This window comes from Streptomyces sp. NPDC001100 (assembly GCF_053598575.1).
This window is the reverse complement of record NZ_JBSFKO010000004.1, coordinates 149,344-172,222: the sequence shown is the minus strand read 5'-3', so window position 1 is coordinate 172,222 and position 22,879 is coordinate 149,344. Positions and strand designations below refer to the sequence as shown.

Sequence of the window (22,879 nt, the reverse complement as noted above, 5' to 3'; positions counted from 1 at the left end):
TACGGAGAGTTCGGCACCGCCGGAGAACGCCGTCGAGGTGAGCGCCGTCGCGGCGGAGGGAAACGGGCCGATGCCTATCGGGGAGCCGGGCCGAGACCCCGGGACCGTTCGGGGCCCGGGCCTGGAGCGGCTGGCCGCCGTGGGACGCACGGGCCGTGCCGGCGTGTCGCGGCCTGCGGTTCTCGTCGTGCCCGGCGGCCTGGCTGTGCTCGCGGTTTCCGAAGTTCTGCTGCGCGGCGGCGACTTGGCCAGGGGCTTCGCCTCGCTGCTGCTGCTCGCGCTCGCCACCACCGTCCCGCTCCCCTTCGTCCTCGGGACCGGGACCGGACGGTTCGCCCGGAGCGGTGCGGCCGTCGCGATCAGTGCGGCCTGCGTGTTGTCCCTCGTGCCCTTCGGAATGCTCACCGTCGGCGGGGTCGTGGCCCAACTGGTCTGCGTGTACGTGCTGGGGCGGACCGGAGCCACCGCGCTCGGCGGGCTGTTCGTCCTGCCGTACGTCGTGATCGCGCTCGCCGGCCACGAAGACCCGACCCGGATCGTCGCCGTCCTCGTGGCGACCCTCGCCTCCGCCGCCGCGGCCACCGGCGTCGCCCACCATGTGCGCAGCACCGCCCTCGCCCACAGCGTCACGGAACAGGCCTTCGCGGACACCCTCCTCGAACACGCAGCCCGGGGCGAACGGGCGCGTATCGCAAGGGAGTTGCACGATGTCGTCGCCCACCACATCTCGATGATCGCCGTCCAGGCGGAGACCGCCCGCCTCACCACCCCCGGGCTGCCGGCCGAGGGCGCCACCCGCCTCCTCGCCATCGGCGACACCGCGCGCACCGCCCTCACCGAGATGCGGCGGCTGCTGGGAGTGCTGCGGGAGGACGCGCACACCGGCGTGCAGCGGCGGCCACAGCCCGGTCTCCGTCAACTCATGGAACTCGTCGACGAGTCACGGGACGCGGCCGGTTCCCGCACGCGCCTCATCATCAGCGGGCCGGTCACCACGCTCGACCCCGGCATCGAGGTCACGGCGTACCGCATCGTGCAGGAGGCCCTGACGAACGCCCGCCGGCACGCACCCGGCGCCGCCGTGGACGTGGAACTCCGGTACGGGGACGAGGACTTGGTGGTGCGCGTCCGCGACAACGGACCCGGGCAACCCGCCAGCCACAACTCCGGCCACGGGCTCCTCGGCATGCACGAGCGCGCCGCCACCGTGGGCGGCACCCTGCGCACCGGCCCCGCACCCGGCGGCGGATTCCTCGTAGAGGCCCGTCTGCCCGTCAACCCGGACGAGGAGGGACCGGCATGACAGCGATCCGTATCGTCGTCGCCGACGACCACGAACTCGTCCGGGCCGGCTACGCCGGACTCCTCGCCACCCAGGACGACTTCACCGTCGTCGGCACGGCCCACGACGGGGCCGAGGCGGTACGCGTCTGCCGCGAACAGCTCCCCGACGTGGTCCTGATGGACGTACGGATGCCGGTCATGGACGGCATCGAGGCCACCGCCCGCCTCCAGGGCCCGGACGCGCCACGCGTGCTCGTCCTCACGACCTTCGACCTCGACGAACACGTCTACGACGCGCTGACCGCGGGGGCGAGCGGCTTCCTCCTCAAGGACGTGACGGCGGAGCGCCTCTTCGACGCGGTACGGGTCGTGGCGGCCGGCGAGGCGCTCCTCGCCCCCGCGATCACCCGCCGGCTCATCTCCGAGTTCGCGCGCCAGCGCCCCCGAACCGCCCCTGCACGAACCGCACTCGACGCCCTCACCCCACGCGAGACCGACGTCCTGCGGCTGCTCGCGGAAGGCCTGTCCAACCCGGAGCTCGCCGTCCGCCTGCACGTCGGCGAGGAGACCGTGAAGACCCACGTCAGCCGCATCCTGTCCAAACTGGGACTGCGGGACCGTACACAGGCCGTCGTGATGGCCTACGAGACGGGGCTGGTCGTGCCGAGAACGGGCTGACGGCGGGCGCGCGCCACCGGCAGCAGCCACCACGCCGACGCCACCGACAGCACCGCGCCGACCGCGATCCCTTCGAGCCGGGTGGGGAGCAGGTGCAGGGCGTCCTGGCCGAAGTAGCCGAGGAGGAGGGACAGGGCGCAGGTCATCCCGGCGGCCCAGTAGGCGTAGTTGAGGGGACGCAGCCACAAAGCGACCGTGAGGACGGCGAACATCAGCGCCACGGAGGTGTCGCCGGTGACGCCGATCGACGCGATGCCCGCCGCCAGCAGGGTGCCGACCGCGGCCCCGGCGAGCCGTTCAATTCCCTTGCGCAGTACGTCCGTTCGGCCCCGGTTGCCGCTCGCGGCGACGTACGCGGTGAGGACCACCCACGGCCAGTGGTCGTCGAAGAACAGCCGCCCGACGGCGAAGGCGGCGGCGATCCCGGCCGCCATCTGGAGGGCCATGCGGGTGCTGGGGCGGGGGTGGAGGCGGGAGGGGCGCGTCGGTTGTCCGGGGTCGGGTTCGGCCCGCCAGGGCCGGGGCCCGAACCGGTCCCCCAGACCCTGCACCAGCCACACCACCCCGCACGACAGCGCCCCGACCAGCGCGGACCAGCCCCAAGTGACCAGCCCGCTCTGTGCCTTGGGCGGCAGCGCGGGACCCGGTACGACGAGGAGGGCCACCAGCGGGAGGGCCAGCAGCGTGCCGGCCTTCGTGGCGACGGGGCCGTAGCGGCGGATCCAGATGGCCAGCGCCATGCCCGCCGTGTAGACGGCGGCGCCGAGTGTGTAGTGGGAGGCCAGCAACCTGCCGAGGAAGATCGAGGCGCCGGCGGTGACGGGCAGCAGTGCGAGTGCGGTGAGCCTGCGGCGGGTGTCGGCGGTGCGCTGGGTGGAGGACAGGGTGAGGGTCAGGGCGACGGCGAGGACCAGCACGTCCGTGTGGAGTCCTTCGGCGCCCTCCAGCCAGAGGGCGATGCCCCAGCAGAGCAGCACAGCGGTCATCGTCAGGGCCGCTTCGTACGCATTGCGTATCAGTTTTGCGGTCACTTGCTCCACAGTAGCCGGGCAATCCATGCATGGATAGTAAGAATTCACGTACCATCTCTGACATGGATCATCACCTCGAAGCCGCCCGGATCCGTCGCGGTGTCGTCCGGCTGAACCGGCGGCTGCGGCAGGAGCGCGGCAATGAGAGCGGGCTCAGTCCGAACCAGTTGATCGTGCTCGGGCATCTGCACCGGCATCGGTCGGCGACACCCGGCGAGATCGCGACGGCCGAGCGGCAGCGGCCCCAGTCCCTCACCCGGACCTTCGCCGAACTGGAGGCGGAGGGACTGATCGCGCGCGAGCCGGGCACCGTGGACCGGCGTCAGTCCGTGCTCACGCTGACGGCAGAAGGGCGGCGGGCGCTGGACCGGGACATGGCCGAGCGGGATGTGTGGCTGGCGGGCGCGCTGGCCTCGTTGAGCGCGACGGAGCGGGGGGTGCTGGAGCTGGCGGGGGCGCTGATGGAGCGGTTGGCCGATGCGCCCTGAATGCCTGCGTACGGGCGTTCGAGCTGTTTCACTGAACCTCCGGGTGAAGGGGGAGGCACAGGTGATCGGGAAGTGGCGTCAGCGTCGGCGCGACCGCTGGTTCATCGAGCGCTGGCAGCGGGAGACAGGCCATGAGGACTGGGGCGACGACCATGTCGGCAGGGCATTGGAGAGCCTGGATCGCAGGCGTACGGAATCCCTCCATGTCCGGCGTCTGGCGATCGTCCCCCCGGGCGTCGAACTGAGCGTGAGCGAACTCACCGCGGCCTGGGACGAAGTGGGACACGAGTACGGCGACATCCACAGCACTCTGGGCCTGTTCGAGGACCTCCATCGCGTGGGCCTCATGCGCATCAGGACGGCCGACGACGGCCGGCGGTGGCTGACCGTCCCGCAGGAGCTGCACGAGCGCTTGAAGTCGCGCTGGTCGGCGGAGGAAGAGGCCGACTGGCACGGGCGGCTCGTGAACAACGCCTTCGCCCTGCTCAAACCCGGTGACCCGTGGCAGGCGCTGCCCGCCGGCGCCACGTACTGGTGGCGGCACCTGGTGTGGCACCTGCACCACAGCGACCCGGCTCAGGCCGCCGCGCTCGTGGCTTCCCCGGGTTGGCAGACCGCCAAGATCCAGCGGCTCGGAACGCAGGGCCTGCTGGACGATCTGGCCGCAGTCGGCCATTCGGAGTCGCAGCAGGCCGAGTTGCTGCGGACCCTCGGTACCCCGCAGCCGCCTTCGGCGGTCCGTGCCGTGCTGCGGCTGTCGGCGTCCCCCTGGGACTTCGCCCTGTCACCGGACGGCACCTGGCTGGTGACGGTCGGGGCCAAGGGGCGTGTCCACGTCCACGACGTGGAGACCCAGGCCCTGCGACGAGTGATCCCCGACCTGACCGACACGATCCACCACTGCGGCGTCTCTCCGGACAGCAGCTTCTTCATCACCAGCAGCGCGGGCGAGAAGGCACGGGCCTGGGACGCCGTCAGCGGCGAGGAGAGGCTCCCCTTCAAGGTCGGCACCGTGGACGAGTCCGTGCACGGTCCGGACGGCATGTGGATCGCCTACAACTGCTTCACCGGCAGCTTCGTCGACCCGCTCACCAACGAACGCCGGGGCACGAAACCCACGACGAAGGGCATGTCGCATCTGACGCTCAGCGCCGACGGGAAGACCCTGGCCACCCGTGGCCTCGGCAGGCAGATCCTGCTCTGGGACCCGCGTTCCGGCCGGCTGCTCGCCGAGTTGCCCGCCCAGCCGCAGTCGGTCCACCGGCTCGGCCTCGCCGCCGACGGCTCATGGATCGCGATCGGCGACCTGGACACGCTCCGAGTGCTGGAACTGCCCGGCCATCGCGAGCGCTTCACGCTCAAGCTGAGGGGTACGCGTTTCGCCACCACGGAGGAATGGCTCGCCGTCCCCGCCCGCGAAGAAGTGCAGATCCGGTCGACCGGCACCGGCGAGCTCCTGCACACCCTTGTGGCCCACACGGACCTCGTACTCGACTGCCGCATGTCGCCCGACCGCAAACACCTGATGACCTTGGACCGCGGCAAAACACTCATCGTGTGGGACACGGCGGCCATCGTGACCTGACGCGGTTCAGAAACCGCCGCCGAAGTCGCCGCCGCCTCCCCCGTCGCCGCCCCCTCCGAAGTCCCCTCCCCCGAAACCGCCGCTGAAGTCCCCGGGGTCGAAGTCCGCCCCGGAGACGTCCCCGCCGTCGTAGCCGCCGCTGCCGAAGTCTCCGTAGCCGGTGCCGTAGTCGGAGGCGTAGGACGGGGTGGCCATCATGCTGCCGAGCAGCGTGCCGACGAGGAGGCCGGGGAGGAGGCCGCCGCCGAAGTAGCCGCCCGCCCAGGGACCGTAGGCCGGGCCCGCGTCCCAGTACGGGCGGCGGCCGTAGTCCGTGTCGACCTCGCGGATCATCGGGTCCCGGCCGTCCGCGAGCCGAGCCTGGTCGGCCGCGCAGACCGGCACCTCGCGGGGCGCGCCGCCGGCCGGGGTCCAGGTGGCGTCGGCGACCGAGGGGCCGTGGCGCGGGTCGAAGAAACAGGGGGCGCGGCGCTCGGGCAGCGGACGGCCCTCGCGCCGGGCGGCAAGCTGCGCGAGCGAGAACCGGCCGTCCTCCAGGGCCTGGGTGACGGCCCGGACGTCCTCGGGTTTCGTGGCCGCCGCCATGTACGTCTTCGCCTGCTCGTAGGCGTCGAGGGCACGCTCGTAGTCGGCGCGCATCGCGTCGTCGGCGCGTGGCTCGGCCGGGTGGAAGTCGAGACGGTCCAGTTCCTCGCCGAACGCGGTGATGTCCTCGTCGACCACCACCCGCAGCTTGTCCAGCGCGGCCAGCTGCTCCTCCAGCCTGCGGCGGCGGGAACGCCGTACGAGGGTGTACGCCCCCGCGCCACCGGCGACCAGGACCCCACCCGCGACGATCAGCGCCGTACCGGAGACTCCGTTGCTGCTGGAAGAGCCGCCCCAGGACGCGGGCGCCGAGCCGCCCATGTTGGCGATGGCCCGGTCGGTGAAGTCGTTGAGCTGGGTCTTCGCGTCCTCGCCCTGCACGCTGGCGACCAGGTTCTTCACGGCCGCGTTCGACAGGACCGAGGAGTCCGCGCGGGCGTCGAAACGGTCGCCGAGGCGGATCGCGTAGAGGCCGGTGATGCCGGTGGCGGTGCGGAGGTTCGTGAAGAGGTTCGCCGTCGGGTAGCCGGCCGGGAGGACCACGACGAAGACCGGCTTGTCGGCCTTCTTGATGCGTTGCGCGAGCGCGTCGGCGGACGGCAGTCCGGAAGCCGCCGGGTCGACGTAGACCGGCCCCTCGCGCAGGGCCCGGCCGATCGTCGAGACGCCGGTGTCCGCGGCGGCCGGGGACACCATGGTCAGCGCGGTGAGCAGCAGGGCCACGAACAACCCCGGGAGGCTCCGGCTCCAAGCGACGACCTTCATAATCCGACGCTAGCGGAAGCGCCCCATAGGGGCGCGGGGAAGTATCGATATGCGGCTCCGCCGCGTGGGCGCGCCACGACGAAGCCGCAGCCGACCGACAACCCCACACGCCCCTACAACGGCTCCCTCACGCCGCCCGGTAAGCCTCCTCCAGCTTCTTTACGGCCGCGCCGTACTTCCCGGTCAGCAGCAGATGGTCCGCGTCCGCGAACGGCTTCGACACCGCCGCCGTGATGTTCTGCCCCACCTTCTGCTGGACGATCAGCCGCGCCTGGGTGACGAGCGCCTTGCCCGTCGCCGCCGACCGGGCCTTCGCCGCCGCGGCCTCCAGCGCCTTCAGCGTGGACGCGCCACCCGTCGGCGCCTTCGACCCGGTCGTCAGACCCCAGCCGTACGGGAACTGCGGGTCGTACGTCGTGTCGCCGACGTTGATCGGCAGCTGGGCCTCCGACTTCGGCCAGGTGACCGGGAGTTGGCCGGTGAAGGAGCGCTTGCCGTAGAGGACGTCGGCCACGCCGTCGCCCTCGGTGCCCGGCAGCCAGGAGGCGACCAGGGCGTCGATCTTCGGCAGGCGGTCGCCGATCAGCTGCGGGCGCCCGGAGACGATCAGCACCGCGCACTTCATCGCCGCGCACACCTTGTCCACGGCTGCCTGGTCGGCGGGGGTCAACGTCAGGTCGTTGCCGTTGCCGACATCGCCGACGCCCTCGGCGTACGGGGTCTCGCCGACCACGACCACACCGACGTCGTAGCCGCTGGTCGGGGCGGAGGCGTCCTTGGAGTAGGTGACGTCACCGCCGGCGTTCTTCATGCCCTGCAGGATCGTCGTGCCGGTGGTGTTCGTGCCGGACGAGCCCTGCCAGGTGATGGTCCAGCCACCGGTCTGGTTGCCGAGGTCGTCGGCGTTGGAACCGGCGACGTAGACCTTCTGAGACTTCTTCAGCGGGAGCACGCCCCCCGCGTTCTTCAGCAGCACCTGCGACTCGGCCGCCGCCTGCCGTGCCACGGCCCGGTGCGAACTGGACCCGATCTGGGCCGCGTTGCTCGTGTCGGCGTACGGCTTCTCGAAGAGGCCCAGCTTGAACTTCTGGGTGAGGACGCGGGACACGGCGTCGTCGATCCGCTTCTCGGTGACGTGGCCCGCCTTCACCTCGGCGATCAGCGTCGAGGTGAAGTCCTTGTAGCTGTACGGGACCATCATCATGTCGACGCCCGCGTTGACCGCCGTGTCGACGTGGGAGGCGTAGTCGCCGGGGAGCTGGTCGATGGCGTTCCAGTCGCTGATGACGAAGCCGTCGAAGCCCATCCGGTTCTTGAGGACGCCGTTGATCATGTCGGCGCGGGCGTGCATCTTCACCGGGCCGAGGCCGTCGCCGACGATGTCGAGCGAGGAGTAGGACGGCATGACCGTGCCGATGCCCCGGTCGACCGCCGTCTGGTAGGGGGCGAGGTGGATGGCTTCCAGCTGCTGGCGGGTGACCGTGGTGACGCCCTGGTCGATGGTGTAGGTGCCGGTGGTGGAGGAGCCGTAGGCCGTGCCGCCGTCGCCGACGAAGTGCTTGGCGGTGGCGAGGACCTTGTCGTCGTCCTTCAACTGCCTTCCGTTCGCGGCGCCTTGGAGGCCCTGGATCATCGTCTCCATGGACTGCACGAGCGCCGGGTCCTCGCCGAAGGACTCGTAGGAGCGGCCCCAGCGTTCGTCACGGGTGACGCAGAGGCAGGGCGCGAAGTCCCACGGGACACCGGTCGAGCGGACCTCACTGGCCGTCACCGCGCCTGTTTTCTCGGCGAGTTGGGGATCACGGGTGGCGCCGATGCCGATGTTGTGCGGCATGATCGTGGCGCCGGCCAGGTTGTTGTGGCCGTGGACGGCGTCGACGCCGTAGATCAGCGGGATCTGGAACCGCGTTGCCTGGGCCCGGAGTTGGAACGAGTCGATCATCTTCGCCCAGGCGACCGCCGTGTTGGGCGTCGGGGTCGAGCCGCCGCCGGAGAGCAGTGAGCCGAGGTCGTAGGTGGCGATGTCGGCGCCCGTGCCGATGCCGCCGCGCTCGGCCTGGGTCATCTGCCCGGCCTTCTCCTCCAGCGACATGCGCTTGACGAGGTCGGCGACGCGCTTCTTGATCGGCAACTTGCTGTCCAGATACGGCAGTCCGTGCGCGTCGATGACGACCTGGGGCGTCTCGGCCGGGGCCTTGGCGCCGGTGACCGTGAGCTTCAGCGGGATCGTCTCGGCGTTCTCGGCGGACCTGTCCTTCAGCGTGCGGACCGTGACGGTCTGCGTGGTGCCGGACGCGGTGCCCGCCGGGAAGGTGAGGGTGCCGGAGACCGGGGTGTAGTCCTTGCCGGAGGTGGCGGTGCCGCCGTCGGACGTGTAGGCGACGGTCACCGGGTCGTCGATCGGCGCGGAGCCGGTGGTGGCGACGGTGACCTTGACCGTGGCCGTACCGCCCTCCTTCACCGGATAGACGGCCGAGTCGGTGGTGACGTTGGCGCGCAGGGACTGATCCGCCTTGCCGTACAACTCGACGTCGTCCATGGCGAATTGGCTGTGGATGCCGACGGGGAGGGTGACCGCGTAGCCCCACATCTGCGTCAGCCCGAGGACGTGGTCGATGCCGCCGACGGGCTGGTAGTCCGTGCGGTACACGAAGTTGGTGAACGGGATCTCGATCTGCTTCCAGCCGGTGAAGTCGTCCGTGAAGGACGTCGTCCACAGCTCGGAGGCCTCGCCGTTGGCGCCGCCGTCCTTGATTTCGAAGTTGGTCGACTTGCCCGTGTTCCGGCCGTCCCACCAGAAACGGATGCCCTGGTGGGCGGACCAGTCGTGGGCGGGCTCGGTCGCGGCGAAGTCGTGGGTGAAGCCGCCGTAGCCGCTGATGTCGTAGGTGCCCGTGAGTACCTTGTCGCCCTCGGGGGCGTCGGGTCTCGCGGTCAGGGCCAGCTGGGGCGGGTCGTCGTTGTCGCTGCCCCAGGTGAAGATGCCCTCGGCGGGCTGGCTCGCGAAGGGCACCTCGCCCTCGAAGCGGTCGACGGGGGTGGGGGCTGGGTCGGCGGCGGCTGCCGCCTGGGACACGGCGGCCGGTGACAGCAGCGCGGCGCACAGGGCGGTGGAAACGAGCAGGGCGGTTCTTGGCATGGACCTTCCCTCGGCTCTGGAGCTCTGGTTCACTCTGGGATCGCACAGTTCACTCATGACTTAGATCACGCCGTGAGTTAACTAACGGCCCGCAGACCCGTCAAGACGTCTCGTCAGGAAGGGCTAACGCATCCATGTCCAGGAGAACCCCCCGCACGGCCCGGCTGCTGCTCGCCGGGCTGCTCTCCGTGGCCGGCTTCACCGCGGCCGTACCCCCCGCGCACGCGGCCGGTGAACAGGTCACGGCCTGGCTCACCACCACCGACGACGCCGCGGGACGCCATGTCACGCGCGGCCTCCAGGCCCAGACCCCGTTCGCCTTCTCGTCCGGGACGGGCGGCAGCGGCGAGAACATCACCGTCGACGAGAACACCCGCTACCAGACCTTCACCGGCGGCGGCGCGTCCTTCACGGACACCGCGGCCTGGCTGATGAACAGCAGCGGCGCGCTGTCGACGGCGACCCGGAACGCGACGATGACCAAACTGTTCTCGCCGACGGACGGGATCGGGCTGTCGTTCCTGCGCAATCCGATGGGCGCCTCGGACCTGGCCCGGTACGGGTACACGTACGACGACGTGGCCTCCGGCGCGACCGACCCGAACCTCACCTCCTTCTCGATCGCGCACGACCTGGCGGACGTCGTCCCGCTGACCAGGCAGGCGCTCTCCCTCAACCCCTCTCTGACTGTCATGGCCTCGCCATGGACGGCACCCGCGTGGATGAAGGACAGCGGCTCGCTCAACGGCGGCTGGCTGAAGTCCGAGGACTACGGCGCGTACGCCAACTACTTCGTCAAGTACCTCCAGGCGTACAAGGACCAGGGCGTTCCGGTCTCGTACGTGACCGTCCAGAACGAGCCGACCTGCTGTTCCGGCTACCCGTCGATGAGCTGGAACGCGTCCGGGCTCGCCTACTTCACCAAGAGCGAGCTGCTGCCCAAGCTCAACGCGTCCGGCCTGACCACGAAGGTCCTCGCGCACGACTGGAACTGGGACGTCTACGACTCCTACGCGGCGGCGACGGTCGACGACGCGGCCGTCCGCTCCAACCCCAACTTCGGCGGCATCGCCTGGCACGGCTACAGCGACATCAGCGGCGTCACCAAGCAGACCACCGTGCACAACCAGTACCCGACGCTGGACGCCTTCGGCACCGAGCACTCCGGCGGCACCTGGATCGCCAACCAGCAGCGCGAGGACATGAACAACATCATCGACTACACCCGCAACTGGGCGAAGTCGGTGACCAAGTGGTCGCTCGCGGTGGACCAGAACATGGGCCCGCACAACGGCGGTTGCGGCACCTGCACGGGTCTCATCACCGTGCACAACGGTGACGGCGCGAGCGGGACCGTCGACTACACGGTCGAGTACTACACGATGGGCCAGCTGACGAAGTTCGTACGGCCGGGAGCCCAGCGGATCGCTTCTACGGCCTCCACCAACGTGCCCAACGTGGCGTGGCGCAACCCGGACGGTTCGAAGGCGCTGATCGCGTACAACGACGCGTCCACCGCGAAGACCGTCACCATCAACTGGGGCGGCCAGCACGCGACTTACTCCCTCCCCGGCAAGACGTCCGCGACCTTCACCTGGACGGGGACGCAGTCCGGCGGGGGCGCCCAGACCGGTGCGTTCGTGGGCCTGGCGAGCAAGTGCCTTGACGTGGCCGGTGCTTCGACCACCAACGGCACGGCCGTCCAGCTCTACGACTGCAACGGCTCGACCGCGCAGCAGTGGACCGTGGGCACCGACAGCACGGTGCGGGCGCTCGGCAAGTGCCTCGACGTGACGTCGGCCTCGACGGCGGACGGGGCGAAGGTGCAGTTGTACGACTGCAACGGAACCGCCGCGCAACAGTGGTCGTACAACTCCGCGACCGGTGATGTGGTGAATACGGCAGCCAACAAGTGCCTTGATGTGACGGGCAATACGTCGACGAACGGGACGCGGGCGCAGATCTGGACCTGCACGGGAGCCGCCAACCAGAAGTGGCATCTGCAGTAGGAGGGTCATGAAACGTACACGGGGGGCGGCGGCCGTGCTGGGCACGGTCGCCGGCGCGTTGGTGTTGAGCGGGTGCGGGGCCGAGATCCGGCCGCTGGTCGCCGTACAGCGCGATGCGCGCGGGGGCTTCACGGCGGTGGTGCGGCCGTGCGGCGAGGACAAGATCACCGGGCTGTCGCTCTTCGGCACGCACGGCGATCCCGAGAAGAACCTCTCGGGCTGGGACGCGAAGGACGACCGGCGCGGGGCCGACGCACGGTTCCCGCTGTTCTCACCACCGGCCGTCTGGCACGCCACACCCGTGGGCCCGCAGCGGGTGGTGCCGGGCTACACGTACGAACTCGCCTTCGGCAAGGCCGAGCCCGACTACGAGTACACCGGCACCGTCACCTTCACCGCCAAGGACCTGTCCGCCCTGAAACCCGGCCAGGTCTGGGCCGACGACAAGGCCATGAGCCTCGGCGAGTTCGAGAAACTCGCCGAGAACTCCTGCTGAGGACGGCCTACTTGGCGGGCTCGACGCCCGCGCGGAGGAGGCCGTAGGTGTACGCGTCCTCCAGGGCCTGCCAGGACGCGGCGATGACGTTCTCCGCGACGCCCACCGTCGACCACTCGCCCGAGCCGTCGGACGTGGAGATCAGGACGCGGGTCGTGGAGGACGTGCCGTGGACGCCTTCCAGGATGCGGACCTTGTAGTCGACGAGGTCGAGCTTGGCGAGCTGGGGGTAGATCTTCTCCAGGGCGACCCGGAGGGCGCGGTCGAGGGCGTTGACCGGGCCGTTGCCCTCGGCGGTGGCGACGATGCGCTCGCCCTTGGCGTACAGCTTGACGGTGGCCTCGTTGGCGTGGCTGCCGTCGGGGCGGTCCTCGACGATCGCGCGCCAGGACTCGACCTGGAAGTAGGAGCGGGCCTTGCCCTCCGCCTCGGCGCGGAGGAGGAGTTCGAAGGACGCGTCGGCCGCTTCGTAGGTGTAGCCCTTGAGTTCGCGCTCCTTGACCCGGTCCACGACCCGGCCGACCAGTTCGCGGTCGCCGCTGATGTCGACGCCGAGTTCCTTGCCCTTGAGCTCGATGGAGGCGCGGCCGGCCATGTCGGAGACCAGCATGCGCATGGTGTTGCCGACCTGCTCGGGGTCGATGTGCTGGTACAGGTCGGGGTCGACCTTGATCGCGGAGGCGTGCAGGCCGGCCTTGTGGGCGAAGGCCGATACGCCGACGTAGGGCTGGTGCGTGGAGGGGGTGAGGTTCACGACCTCGGCGATCGCGTGCGAGATGCGGGTCATCTCGCGGAGCTTTCCGTCCGGGAGGACCTTCTTGCCGTACTTCAGCTCCAGGGCGGCGACGACCGGGAAGAGGTTGGCGTTGCCGACGCGCTCACCGTAGCCGTTCGCCGTGCACTGGACGTGGGTCGCGCCCGCGTCGACGGCGGCGAGGGTGTTGGCGACCGCGCAGCCGGTGTCGTCCTGGGTGTGGATGCCGAGCCGGGCGCCGGTGTCGGCGAGGACGGTGGCGACGACCGCCTGGACCTGCGCCGGGAGCATCCCGCCGTTGGTGTCGCAGAGGATCACGACGGACGCGCCGGCCTCGGCGGCGGACCGTACGACGGCCTTCGCGTACTCGGGGTTGGCGCGGTAGCCGTCGAAGAAGTGCTCGCAGTCGACGAAGACGCGGCGACCCTGCGCGACCAGGTGGGAGACGGTGTCGCGGACCATCTCCAGGTTCTCGTCGAGGGTCGTGCGCAGGGCCAGCTCGACATGCCGGTCGTGGGACTTGGCGACGAGGGTGACGACCTCGGCGCCGGAGTCCAGGAGCGCCTTGACCTGCGGGTCCTCGGCGGCCTTGGCGCCGGCGCGGCGGGTGGCGCCGAACGCGACCAGCTGCGCGTGCTTGAAGTCGATCTCCTGCCGGGCGCGGGCGAAGAACTCGGTGTCCCTCGGGTTGGCGCCCGGCCAGCCGCCCTCGATGAAACCGACGCCGAAGTCGTCCAGGTGCCGGGCGATGGCCAGCTTGTCCGCGACGGTGAGGTTGATGCCCTCCCGCTGCGCGCCGTCACGCAGGGTCGTGTCGAAGACGTGGAACGCATCGTCGAGTGCGCTGGTTTCCGTCATGGTGTCTGGCTCCTGAGGATCTGAATCTCGGTCTGTACCGGAATGACCGGCTCCACCGTCCCTCAATGATCCCTCGCACTGCTTTCCCGGCTGAAGGTGGGCCAGAAAAGCGAAAAACCCCTCGCGGGTGCGAGAGGTCTGCGCGCGGGTCGAGAGACGACGGTGATCGCCCGTACCTGGTCGTACGAGGCGGTCACTGCGGACCGGCGCGCCTGCTGCCAATAATCGTGGCGAACGAGAACACGGGGGCAGTCTGGCACAGACCGCCTCCGCGCTCACCGTCCGTCTCATGATGCGAACAGTCGGTTGATCAACTCACCTGGCGCACGAACACGTCCGAGACCCCGTTGGTGTCCCCCGGCACCAGGTCGGGCGACGCCGACTCGAACGCGACGGCCGTGCCCTCGGCGTTGACCGACGGGTGCAGGGCCGGCAGGTCGTTACGGCCGCCCCAGCGGTCGACGCTCATCAACTGCCGCTTGCCGGTGGGGAGATCGAGCAGGTACACGGAGCGTCCCGAGGTGTACGCGACCCGCGTGCCGTCCCCGCAGAGCGAGGGCTCTGCGCCCCGGCCGACCCGGGTCGTGGTCCCGGCGTCGAGGTCGCGGACGTAGACGGCCCCGTCGTGCCGGAAGGCGACCTTGCGGCCGTCCGCGCTGAGGGACGGCGCCGAAGCGCTGTCGCCGGCCTTCTCCAGGGCGCCGGTGTCCAGGGTGCGGACGTAGACGGCGCCGCCCTGCTCGAAGGCGATGTACCGGCCGTTGTCGGCGATGGACGGACGACCGGCCGCCCCGCCCGTGGGGGCGCTGACCACGTCGGTGGTGCCGCCGTTGAACCTGAAGCGATAGACGCGGGGCTGGGGCGAGGGGTCGGCGGCGGTGGCGGGCAGGGTGGCGGCGTAGGTGATCCACTGGCAGCCGGGGTCGATCGCGGGCTGTCCCATCCAGGTGAAGCGGACGCCCTGGTAGGAGCCGATGCCGCCCAGTTTGCCGACCGAGCGGTCACGGACGAAGACCTCCGGGGCGCCGTCGGTCGCGTGCGGCGCCACATAGCCGACCATGCGCCCGCTGGTGCAGGGGGTCCCTTCGGACGAGGGTTTCTGGGCGCTGTCGCTGACCTGGGAGATGCCGCCGGGCGCGTTGACGAAGACCGTGCCGTCCGACGTGAAGGAGAGGTTCCGTCCGTCGGCGAGCATCGGATCGTGGGACGCGGTGGTGAGCTGCTGCCCGTCCCGCGTGCCGCTGATCCGTTCGGTGACGTACGGCATCGGGGCCGGGTGGGTGGCGAGCTTCCCCGTGTAGACGAACACGTCCGATGCCCTGTTGGTGTCGTCCGGCACGAGGTACGGCGCCTCCGAGGCGAACAGCACCGTGTGCCCGTCCGCGGTCAGCGCGTCCGGTCCCACCTGGGCGTACGCCGGGAGGGCGGCTCCCTTCCGCCCGGTCCGCAGGTCCCGCACCCGGGTGCCGTCCGCGCCCGAGACGACGGCGTACCGGCCGTCCGCCGTGGCCGCGGAGGGGTTGCCCTCGGCCACCCGCCGGGATGTCCCGGTGCGCAGGTCGACCACGTACAGACCGCCCTCGGCGTCGAGGAGGACGCGGCGGCCGTCCGCGGTGACGCGGACCAGGTAGGCGGCGCCGAGGCCCTTGTCGACCTGGGTCCGCTCGCCCGTCGCGCGGTCCTTGACGTAGACGTCGGCCGGATCCTCCTCGGAGCCGGTGCGGACGCCGTAGGCGACCCGCTCGCCGTCGGCGCTCACCGAGGCCCCGTTCTTGTCGCCCTCCTCGGCCGGTGAGACCAGTTCGTCGGCGCCGGTGGCCGTGTCGCGGACGTACAGGAGCCGGGTGGCCTGCGGTCCGTTGCGGTTGCCGAGGGTGTACGCGACGTGCGTGCCATCCGGGCTGAGGGACTCCACGCGGCCCAACTCGTTGAATCCGGGCGGGTTCTCGGGCCACAGCCTGGTCGAGCCGCCGGTGGCACGGTCGTACAGGTACGGCGCCGTGAACCGGGTGCCCGCGGAGTAGCCGATACGGCTCCCGTCCGCGCTCGGCACGGGCGAGCCGTACATGTAGCCGGGCCCCAGGTCGATCGCGGTCAGCCCGCCGGTGGCCAGGTCCTTCAGCCGCAGGCAGTTGAAGTACCCCGCGCAGCCGAAGCTCGGCGCGGTCGACGCGAACACGACGGACCGGCCGTCGGCGCTGATCGCGGCATCGGCGGACGATCCGTCGGCCTGGCCGCCGTCGGCCGTGGTGCTGACCCGTTCCGCGCCGGGCGGCCGGTGCGGTGCCGCGTCGGCCGGGACGGCGGCACCGCTCAGCGCGAGGAGCAGCGCGGCCCCCAAGGACATGCCGGCGGTGCGTCTGGACATGAACATGGTTTCCCCCGAAACCTCGTCTTCCCCCCGGTCCCGCACCGGGGACTCACTGGGATGCAAGCGCACCGGGCACCTCGGGTCAATGCGCACCTCTGCGTACAACCCGGGCGCCCCGTCAGGCGTCCGCGAGGAGCCCCTCGTCGATGAACTCCCTTACGTGGCCGAGAACTTGCGCCCGGTCCGTGCCGCGCAGGCCGATCGCCACATGGATGGAGAAACCGTCGAGGAGGGCACGGAGCCGGGCGGCGAAACGGTCCGGGTCGACGCGGCGGAACTCGCCCCGTGACACACCCTCCGCGATGAGCGCGACCAGGTCGCGGTGCCAGACGCCCTCGATGGCGGCCTGCCGGTCGCGGGCGTCGTCGGCGGCGTTCTGCGAGCGGTTCCAGACCTCCAGCCACAGGGTCCAGTGCGGATCGCGGTGGCCTTCCGGGACGTACAGGTCGACGTACGCGTCGAGACGCTCGCGGACCGTGGCTCCGGTGCGGGTGAGCAGGCGTCCGCGCTCGGCGCCCAGTCTGCCCTCGCTCCACTCCAGGGCCTGGAGGAGCAGTTCGTCCTTGGAGTGGAAGTAGTAGAGGAGGTGGCCGCTGCTCATGCCGACCTCGCGGCCGAGCGCCGCCATGGTGAGTTTCTCCAGACCGCGTTCGGCGATCATGCCCATGGCTGCGGCGAGGACGTCCTCGCGCGGCGGCGCGTTCTTCCGCGCACCGGCCATCGCCCGCCTCCCTCTCGCCGTCCTCAGCCCCTCGGCTGCTGTTGCGTGATGCAGTGGATGCCGCCACCGCCCGCGAAGATCGTACGGGCGTCCACCGGCGTGACCGTCCGCTCGGGGAAGAGGCGCCGGAAGACGCCGGCCGCGATCTCGTCCTGCGGGTCGTCGAAGGCGCAGAGCACGACCCCGCCGTTGCAGAGGTAGTGGTTGATGTAGGAGTAGTCGACCCAGTCGCCGTCCTCGTCCTTGAGGACGGTCGGTGCCGGGACCTCGACGACCTCCAGGGGGCGGCCCTTCGCGTCGGTCTCGGCGCGCAGGAGGGCCAGGTACTCCTGGGAGCGGGCGTGGTCCGGGTGGGCCGGGTCGCGCTGGCTGTGGACCAGTACGGTGCCGGGCCTGGCGAAGGCCGCGACGATGTCGACGTGTCCCTGGGTGCCGTAGACGCCGTAGTCGCCGGTGAGGCCGTGCGGGAGCCAGATGGCCTTGGTGGTGCCGAGCCTGGCGTGGATCTCCGCCTCGACCTGCTCGCGGGTCCAGCCGGGGTTGCGGCCTTCGCCGAGCTGGACCGTCTCGGTGAGGAGGACCGTGCCCTCGCCGTCGACGTGGATCGCGCCGCCCTCGTTGACGAGGGGGCTGCTGAGTGCCGGTACTCCGGCGAGGTCCGCCACATGGCGGGCGATCGTGGAGTCGTGCTCCCAGCGGGCCCAGTCCTGGGCGCCCCAGCCGTTGAACGTCCAGTCCACGGCGGCCAGTTCGCGGCCGTCGGTGACGAATGTGGGGCCGATGTCCCGCATCCAGGCGTCGTCGAGGTCGCGCTCGACCAGGTCGACGTCCGGGCCGAGGAGCTCGCGCGCCGACTCGCCCTGGCCCGGTCCGTGCACCATCGTCACCGGTTCGAAGCGGCGCACGGCACGGGCCACGGCCGCCCACGCGGTACGGGCCTCCGCCAGCTCCTCGGCGGTGGCGAAGGTGGGGTTGGGTCCTGGCCAGGCCATCCAGGTCCGCTCGTGCGGTGCCCACTCAGGCGGCATACGGAAGCTCATCAGAAGTCCCAAGTCCTATGTCGTAGTTCCGAGTTCTGAGTTCTGAGGTTCTAGAGGAAGTAGAGGCGGTTGAGGGAGACCGAGTCGGCGGGCTCGGAGCGGATCGGCTCGCCGTCCAGGGTGACCAGGCCGGTGCGCTGGTCGACGTCGACCGCTCCGGTACGGGAGTTGAGGCGCAGGTCGGCGGGGCCGATGCCGCGTGTGCTGCGAACTGCCACCCGGCGACGGCGAGTCGGCATGGAGTCCCCGCCCTGGTCCAGGGCCGCCTGCGCGACGAACGCCACGGAGATGTCGGCGGGGGTCGTACCGTGGGCGCCGAACTGCGGTCCCAGGACCAGGGGTTCGCAGGTGTCGGTCGCCGCGTTGGGGTCGCCGACCACTCCGTAGGCCGGGAATCCGGACTTCAGCACGAGCTGCGGTTTCGCGCCGAAGTACTCGGGCCGCCACAGCACGATGTCGGCGAGCTTGCCGACCTCCAGCGACCCCACCTCGTGCGAAAGTCCGTGGGCGATCGCGGGGTTGATGGTCAGCTTGGCGATGTAGCGCAGGACCCGTTCGTTGTCGTGGCCCTCCGGTGCACCGAGTTCGGCCTTCATCTTCCCGGCCATCGCGAACGTACGGCGGACCGTCTCACCCGCCCTGCCCATGCCCTGCGCGTCGGACGAGGTGATGCCGATCGCGCCCAGGTCGTGCAGGACGTCCTCGGCGCCCATCGTCCCGGCGCGGATGCGGTCACGGGCCATCGCCGCGTCGCCGGGCAGGTCGGTCTTCAGGTCGTGGACGGAGACGATCATGCCGTAGTGCTCGGCGACCGCGTCCCGGCCGAAGGGCAGGGTGGGGTTGGTGGAGGAGCCGATGACGTTCGCAACTCCCGCCATTTTCAGGACATTCGGCACGTGTCCGCCGCCGCAGCCCTCGATGTGGAAGGCGTGGATCGTCCGGCCCTCCAGTACCCGCAGGGTGTCCTCGACGGACAGGCACTCGTTCAACCCGTCGCTGTGCAGGGCGACTTGGACGTCGTGCTCCTCGGCGACCCGCAACGCCGTGTCCAGCGCGCGGGTGTGGGCGCCCATGTCCTCGTGCACCTTGAAGCCGGACGCGCCGCCCTCGGCGAGCGCCTCCACCAGGGGGGCCGCGTCGGACGACGAACCCCGGCCCAGGAAGCCGATGTTGACCGGCCAGGCGTCGAAGGCGTTGAAGGCGTGGCGCAGCGCCCAGGGCGAGTTGACGCCGACGCCCCAGACCGGGCCGAACTCCTGCCCGATGATCGTGGTGACCCCGGAGGCGAGAGATGCCTCCATGATGCGAGGTGAGAGCAGATGGACGTGGGTGTCGACCGCGCCCGCGGTGGCGATGAGCCCCTCGCCGGACACGATGGACGTACCGGTGCCGACGACGACGTCGACCCCGTCGAGGGTGTCGGGGTTACCGGCCCGCCCGATCGAGCAGATCCGGCCTTCCCGGATCCCGATGGACACCTTGCGGATGCCCGACACCGCGTCGATCACGACGACATTGCTGACGACGACGTCGCAGGTCTCGCGCACGGCGGCGGCCTTGAGGTGCAGTCCGTCGCGGGCCGTCTTGCCGAAGCCGGCGAGGAACTCGTCGCCGTAGCGCTGCGCGTCGGACTCGACGCGGATCGTCAGGCCCGAGTCGCCGAGGCGGAGCCGGTCGCCGGCGCGGGGGCCGTGGGTGGCGGCGTACTCGTACGGGTTCACAGCTCGACTCCCAGGTAACCGCAGGCGGTTGCCCGGCGCAGGGCTTCTTCCTTCGCGCCCGGTGCGTCCAGCGGTCCGTCGACGAGCCCGGCGAAACCGATGGCGATCCGCTCGCCGCCGATCGGCAGCAGGCCGACCTCGGCGCTCTCGCCCGGCCCGAAGCGGACGGACGACCCGGCGGGTACGGCGAGCCGCATGCCGTAGGCCTCGGCGCGCGGGAAGTCGAGGCGCGGGTTGGCCTCGAAGAAGTGGAAGTGGGAGGTCACGGAGACGGGGACGGTCGCGGTGTTGGTGACGGTGAGCCGGACGACCGCCTCGGGTTCGGCGTGCGCGGGTCCGGGGAGGAGCGCGCCCGGTGCCTCGCCGCCGAGTCCGCCGCCGATGGGGTCGGAGACGACCGCCAGCCGGGAGCCGTCGTCGAAGACGGCCTCGACATGGATCTCGGTGACGACGTCCGCGACACCCGGCAGGACGTCGTCGGGCCCCAATACGGACCAGGCCCGCTCGATCGCGAGTGCGAGCCTGAGACCGTCCCGGGCGGCCTCGCACACGGTGTCCGCGATGAGCGCGGTGGCCTCCGGCACATTCAGCCGGAGACCGCGCGCCTTGCGGGCGCGGGCCAGCTCGGCGGCACCGAAGAGCAGCAGGCGGTCGCGTTCGGTGGGGGTGAGCCGCATAGGGGTCGTCCCTTCGTTTAGAGCAGCACTCTAAACTCGGCTCACGAAAAAAGGAAACAAGTCCGTTTGAAGTGGTTCGATGTCAGCTTGTGCGGTGCTCTAGAAACCCGGTGGCGGCCATCGGCAGGGTGCCCATGAACCGGCTGCCGGGACTCCCGTTGACGATCACGGCGAGCAGCGCGATCACGAGCGACACCAAGAAGGCCAGGGCCAGGGAAAGACCGGCCACCGCGGCCGACGGTTGTGATGACGCGGCGCCCATTCACCCCACCTCCAGCCCCGGCAGGAACTCGCTCGCCCCGAACGCCGGCTTCAGGTCGGTGAACCAGGTCGCGGTCTCGTCGTAGGCCGCGAAGAACGGGCGGTCGACCAGGGACGGGTCGCGGGCCTGGATCAGGTGGAGGACGAAGACCTTCTCGCCGGCGACCTCCGCGATGCCGTCGACGCAGACCTTGCCGGGCATCGCGGACATGACCGGGCCGCGGACCGTGCGGGCGAGGCCGGAGACACGGGCGTAGGCGTCGCGGAAGATCTGGTGGCCGCGGGCCAGCGGGACGCCGAAGTAGCCCTGGGGGCCGGTGTCGCGCTCGACGAACTGGTAGTACGGCACCGCGCCGAGCGTGGTCGTCTCGTCCCACAGTTCGGCCCAGGCGTCGGCGTTGTCGTTGATGCCGGCCACCAGCGGGCCCTGGCAGCGGATCACGGCGCCCGTGCCCCGTACCCGGCGCATCGCCTCCCGTACGACCGGCGGGCGCAGCTCCTGGGGGTGGGTGAAGTGGGCCATCAGGGCGAGGTGACGGCCGCTCGCCACCACCTTCTCGAAGAGGCGCAGCAGGTCGTCGGCGTCGCGGTCGGTCGTGAAGCGGTACGGCCAGAACGCGAGGGACTTGGTGCCGATGCGGATCGAGCGGACCGTGTCGATGTCGAGGAGCGGGTCGACGTAGCGGCGAAGGACCTCCGTGCTCATGACCAGGGGGTCGCCGCCGGTGATCAGCGTGCTGGTGACCTCGGGGTGGGCGCGGAGGTACGCGGACGTGGTCGCGATGTCGTCGGTGGCGATGCGGAGTTCGGACTCGCCGACGAACTGGGGCCAGCGGAAGCAGTACGTGCAGTAGGCGTGGCAGGTCTGCCCCTGGCGCGGGAAGACCAGCACGGTTTCCGGGTACTTGTGCTGGAGGCCTTCCAACCGCTCGCCCTCGTGCACGGGCACGTTGGCGTCGAGCTGGCCCGACGGGTGCGGGTTGAGCCGCATCCTGATCTCGTGGGCCGCGCGCAGGACTTCGGCCTTCGGTGCCTCCTGGGAGAGGAGGTCGGCCATCTGCTTGAGATCGGGTTCGGGCAACATCCCGGCCTGCGGGAACGTCAGCCGGAAGATCGGGTCGTCCGGCACCGCCGACCAGTCGATCAGCTCGTCGACGACGTGGCTGTTCGTGCGGAAGGGCAGGACCGTGGAGACGGCTCGGAGGGCGAGCCGTTCGGCGGCCGTCAGGGACACGCGTTTCAGCAGTCCGTCCAGGTCACGGGGCGTGAAGGCGCGAAAGCGGGGGTGGTGCGCTGAGCTCATGTGTGCCGGGGCCCTCTATTCCGTGACCAGGACCGTAGGCGGCCGTAGTTCCACGAAGGCCGCCGCCTGCGCATCGTACTTCTCCGTGAAGTGGTGGATGAGCCGCCCGTGCAGCTCGCTGCGGTCGTCCACGACGATGACCTCGTGCGCTTCGCCCGGGCCCAGCACCCCGCTGTGGGCGGAGAGTTGGTCGAGGCGGCGGCGCGCCAGGTAGGTGACGAGGTCGGGGGCCTCGACGTACAGGCGGTCGTCGACGTAGACGAAGCGGCAGCTGAACTCCCGCCGTCCGTCGGCCGCGTCGACCAGGGTGACCGGCAGATGGGTGAAGTGGTCCATCGGTTTGCCCTGCTGCCACAGCTCGTCGAAGCGCTGCTCGACGAAGGTGCCGAGCGGGGAGCGGACCGCGACCTCCAACTGGACGCCCTCGCCCGAGAGTCGGCCGACGGTGAGGAAGGAGACGAGGCAGCGCTCGTCCCAGCGGTAGAGGGTCACGCCGGGGGAGGTCGAGCAGAGCCGTACCTCCAGCAGGCTCCGGGAGTGCTCGTCGAGCCGCTCGGCGAACCGGTCCAGGGTGCGCAGGTTGCGCATGATGTCGCGGCGGATGTCGGCGCTCTGCTCGCCGAGTTCACGCCCGCGCAGGATCACCGCGAGGGAGTCGGGGTCCAGGAGCAGGATCTGCACCCGGGCGCCGTGGGCGGTGGCCGAGCGGACACCGCGGTAGAGGCGCTCGGAGAACTGCGGGCCGAAGAGGTTGGAGAAGGTGTCGAGGACCTTCACGTTGGACGTGGAGCCGTACACCTGCGCGGCGAACCACTCGTAGTCGAGCCGGGTGTGTTCGCGGACCCGGCCCTCCTGGGCCCGGGAGATCAGCGGGCCGATCACGAAGACGGTGATGACCACGCCGACCAGGTCGGTGCCCAGGTTGAGGGCGAGGTTCTCGCTGTAGTTGGCCATCGTGTCGGCCCGCCAGAGCAGCAGCCCGGCGGCAGCGGCGAGCAGCACGAGCACGGTGAGGCTCTGCGGGCGGCGCGGAGTGCGTAACGCGCGCAGCAGCCAGCGCAGTCGCGGTATCGGCCCACCACTCACCGCGTCCCCTCCCCCGTGTTCCCGTCT

The 22,879-nt window shown here is 70.6% G+C and carries 18 protein-coding genes; 6 read left to right on the top strand and 12 right to left on the bottom strand.

The features are described 5' to 3' along the window. Positions 1 to 70: 70 nt before the first annotated feature. A complete protein-coding gene (locus tag ACWDEW_RS07155; protein ID WP_450510419.1) occupies positions 71 to 1,303 on the top strand; it encodes a sensor histidine kinase in 1,233 nt (410 codons plus the stop codon). Continuing rightward, positions 1,300 to 1,962, top strand: a complete 663-nt coding sequence (locus ACWDEW_RS07150; protein WP_450510417.1) for a response regulator — start codon at positions 1,300 to 1,302, stop codon at positions 1,960 to 1,962. The genes ACWDEW_RS07155 and ACWDEW_RS07150 overlap by 4 nt, the downstream gene beginning before the upstream one ends. Here the strand turns inward: ACWDEW_RS07150 and ACWDEW_RS07145 are convergent. Further along, positions 1,926 to 2,993 (bottom strand): FUSC family protein, encoded by a 1,068-nt coding sequence (locus ACWDEW_RS07145; RefSeq protein WP_450510415.1) that lies wholly within the window; start codon positions 2,991 to 2,993, stop codon positions 1,926 to 1,928. The genes ACWDEW_RS07150 and ACWDEW_RS07145 overlap by 37 nt on opposite strands. A gap of 62 nt (positions 2,994 to 3,055) precedes the next feature. On the opposite strand from ACWDEW_RS07145, the gene ACWDEW_RS07140 reads away from it, so the two are divergent. Continuing rightward, entirely contained in the window at positions 3,056 to 3,481 is a 426-nt protein-coding gene (locus ACWDEW_RS07140; protein WP_450510413.1) for a MarR family winged helix-turn-helix transcriptional regulator, read from the top strand. Between the two features lie 61 nt (positions 3,482 to 3,542). After that, positions 3,543 to 5,066, top strand: coding sequence for a WD40 repeat domain-containing protein (locus ACWDEW_RS07135; RefSeq protein WP_450510411.1), 1,524 nt, complete (start codon positions 3,543 to 3,545; stop codon positions 5,064 to 5,066). Between the two features lie 6 nt (positions 5,067 to 5,072). On the opposite strand, the gene ACWDEW_RS07130 is transcribed toward ACWDEW_RS07135, so the two are convergent. Both ACWDEW_RS07130 and ACWDEW_RS07125 read right to left on the bottom strand, forming a co-directional pair. Beyond that, a complete protein-coding gene (locus ACWDEW_RS07130) occupies positions 5,073 to 6,416 on the bottom strand; it encodes a hypothetical protein (protein ID WP_450510409.1) in 1,344 nt (447 codons plus the stop codon). A 127-nt stretch (positions 6,417 to 6,543) separates the two neighbouring features. Further along, positions 6,544 to 9,555, bottom strand: a complete 3,012-nt coding sequence (locus ACWDEW_RS07125) for a glycoside hydrolase family 3 protein (protein WP_450510408.1) — start codon at positions 9,553 to 9,555, stop codon at positions 6,544 to 6,546. 134 nt (positions 9,556 to 9,689) lie between these two features. Between ACWDEW_RS07125 and ACWDEW_RS07120 the strand changes: the two genes are divergently transcribed. Then, entirely contained in the window at positions 9,690 to 11,564 is a 1,875-nt protein-coding gene (locus ACWDEW_RS07120; protein ID WP_450510406.1) for a ricin-type beta-trefoil lectin domain protein, read from the top strand. A gap of 7 nt (positions 11,565 to 11,571) precedes the next feature. Continuing rightward, a complete protein-coding gene (locus tag ACWDEW_RS07115; RefSeq protein ID WP_450510404.1) occupies positions 11,572 to 12,060 on the top strand; it encodes a hypothetical protein in 489 nt (162 codons plus the stop codon). Positions 12,061 to 12,067: 7 nt separating this feature from the next. On the opposite strand, the gene cimA is transcribed toward ACWDEW_RS07115, so the two are convergent. The 9 genes from cimA to ACWDEW_RS07070 all read right to left on the bottom strand — a co-directional run bounded on the left by cimA (position 12,068) and on the right by ACWDEW_RS07070 (position 22,852). Continuing rightward, positions 12,068 to 13,672, bottom strand: coding sequence for a citramalate synthase (cimA, locus tag ACWDEW_RS07110; RefSeq protein ID WP_450510403.1), 1,605 nt, complete (start codon positions 13,670 to 13,672; stop codon positions 12,068 to 12,070). 310 nt (positions 13,673 to 13,982) lie between these two features. Further along, complete coding sequence (locus ACWDEW_RS07105; RefSeq protein ID WP_450510402.1) at positions 13,983 to 16,040, bottom strand: hypothetical protein; 2,058 nt, start codon at positions 16,038 to 16,040, stop codon at positions 13,983 to 13,985. A 121-nt stretch (positions 16,041 to 16,161) separates the two neighbouring features. Next, positions 16,162 to 16,764: a TetR/AcrR family transcriptional regulator gene (locus ACWDEW_RS07100; protein WP_450510400.1), complete on the bottom strand. Its 603-nt coding sequence runs from the start codon at positions 16,762 to 16,764 to the stop codon at positions 16,162 to 16,164. A gap of 23 nt (positions 16,765 to 16,787) precedes the next feature. After that, the gene (locus ACWDEW_RS07095; protein WP_450510398.1) at positions 16,788 to 17,804 is read right to left on the bottom strand and encodes an agmatine deiminase family protein; all 1,017 of its coding nucleotides are present in this window, start codon (positions 17,802 to 17,804) and stop codon (positions 16,788 to 16,790) included. Positions 17,805 to 17,854: 50 nt separating this feature from the next. Then, on the bottom strand, positions 17,855 to 19,549 hold the full coding sequence (locus ACWDEW_RS07090) for an urease subunit alpha (RefSeq protein WP_450510743.1): 1,695 nt from the start codon (positions 19,547 to 19,549) through the stop codon (positions 17,855 to 17,857). Next, positions 19,522 to 20,202: an urease subunit gamma gene (gene ureA / locus ACWDEW_RS07085; protein WP_450510396.1), complete on the bottom strand. Its 681-nt coding sequence runs from the start codon at positions 20,200 to 20,202 to the stop codon at positions 19,522 to 19,524. Before ureA ends, ACWDEW_RS07090 begins: the two co-directional genes overlap by 28 nt. An 82-nt stretch (positions 20,203 to 20,284) precedes the next feature. Further along, the gene (locus tag ACWDEW_RS07080) at positions 20,285 to 20,431 is read right to left on the bottom strand and encodes a hypothetical protein (RefSeq protein WP_450510395.1); all 147 of its coding nucleotides are present in this window, start codon (positions 20,429 to 20,431) and stop codon (positions 20,285 to 20,287) included. Positions 20,432 to 20,464: 33 nt separating this feature from the next. After that, entirely contained in the window at positions 20,465 to 21,766 is a 1,302-nt protein-coding gene (locus ACWDEW_RS07075) for a KamA family radical SAM protein (RefSeq protein ID WP_450510394.1), read from the bottom strand. A 15-nt stretch (positions 21,767 to 21,781) separates the two neighbouring features. Continuing rightward, positions 21,782 to 22,852, bottom strand: a complete 1,071-nt coding sequence (locus tag ACWDEW_RS07070) for a hypothetical protein (RefSeq protein WP_450510392.1) — start codon at positions 22,850 to 22,852, stop codon at positions 21,782 to 21,784. Positions 22,853 to 22,879: the final 27 nt, after the last annotated feature.

What these genes read in the sequence shown, in the direction of transcription:
- ACWDEW_RS07120 (WP_450510406.1), top strand. Translation starts at nt 9,690, where the DNA reads ATGTCCAGGAGAACCCCCCGCACGGCCCGGCTGCTGCTCGCCGGGCTG.
- ACWDEW_RS07115 (WP_450510404.1), top strand. Translation starts at nt 11,572, where the DNA reads ATGAAACGTACACGGGGGGCGGCGGCCGTGCTGGGCACGGTCGCCGGC.
- ACWDEW_RS07100 (WP_450510400.1), bottom strand. Translation starts at nt 16,764, where the DNA reads ATGGCCGGTGCGCGGAAGAACGCGCCGCCGCGCGAGGACGTCCTCGCC.
- ACWDEW_RS07140 (WP_450510413.1), top strand. Translation starts at nt 3,056, where the DNA reads ATGGATCATCACCTCGAAGCCGCCCGGATCCGTCGCGGTGTCGTCCGG.
- ACWDEW_RS07150 (WP_450510417.1), top strand. Translation starts at nt 1,300, where the DNA reads ATGACAGCGATCCGTATCGTCGTCGCCGACGACCACGAACTCGTCCGG.
- ureA (WP_450510396.1), bottom strand. Translation starts at nt 20,202, where the DNA reads ATGCGGCTCACCCCCACCGAACGCGACCGCCTGCTGCTCTTCGGTGCC.
- ACWDEW_RS07155 (WP_450510419.1), top strand. Translation starts at nt 71, where the DNA reads ATGCCTATCGGGGAGCCGGGCCGAGACCCCGGGACCGTTCGGGGCCCG.
- ACWDEW_RS07130 (WP_450510409.1), bottom strand. Translation starts at nt 6,416, where the DNA reads ATGAAGGTCGTCGCTTGGAGCCGGAGCCTCCCGGGGTTGTTCGTGGCC.
- ACWDEW_RS07075 (WP_450510394.1), bottom strand. Translation starts at nt 21,766, where the DNA reads ATGAGCTCAGCGCACCACCCCCGCTTTCGCGCCTTCACGCCCCGTGAC.
- ACWDEW_RS07125 (WP_450510408.1), bottom strand. Translation starts at nt 9,555, where the DNA reads ATGCCAAGAACCGCCCTGCTCGTTTCCACCGCCCTGTGCGCCGCGCTG.
- ACWDEW_RS07095 (WP_450510398.1), bottom strand. Translation starts at nt 17,804, where the DNA reads ATGAGCTTCCGTATGCCGCCTGAGTGGGCACCGCACGAGCGGACCTGG.
- ACWDEW_RS07105 (WP_450510402.1), bottom strand. Translation starts at nt 16,040, where the DNA reads ATGTCCAGACGCACCGCCGGCATGTCCTTGGGGGCCGCGCTGCTCCTC.
- cimA (WP_450510403.1), bottom strand. Translation starts at nt 13,672, where the DNA reads ATGACGGAAACCAGCGCACTCGACGATGCGTTCCACGTCTTCGACACG.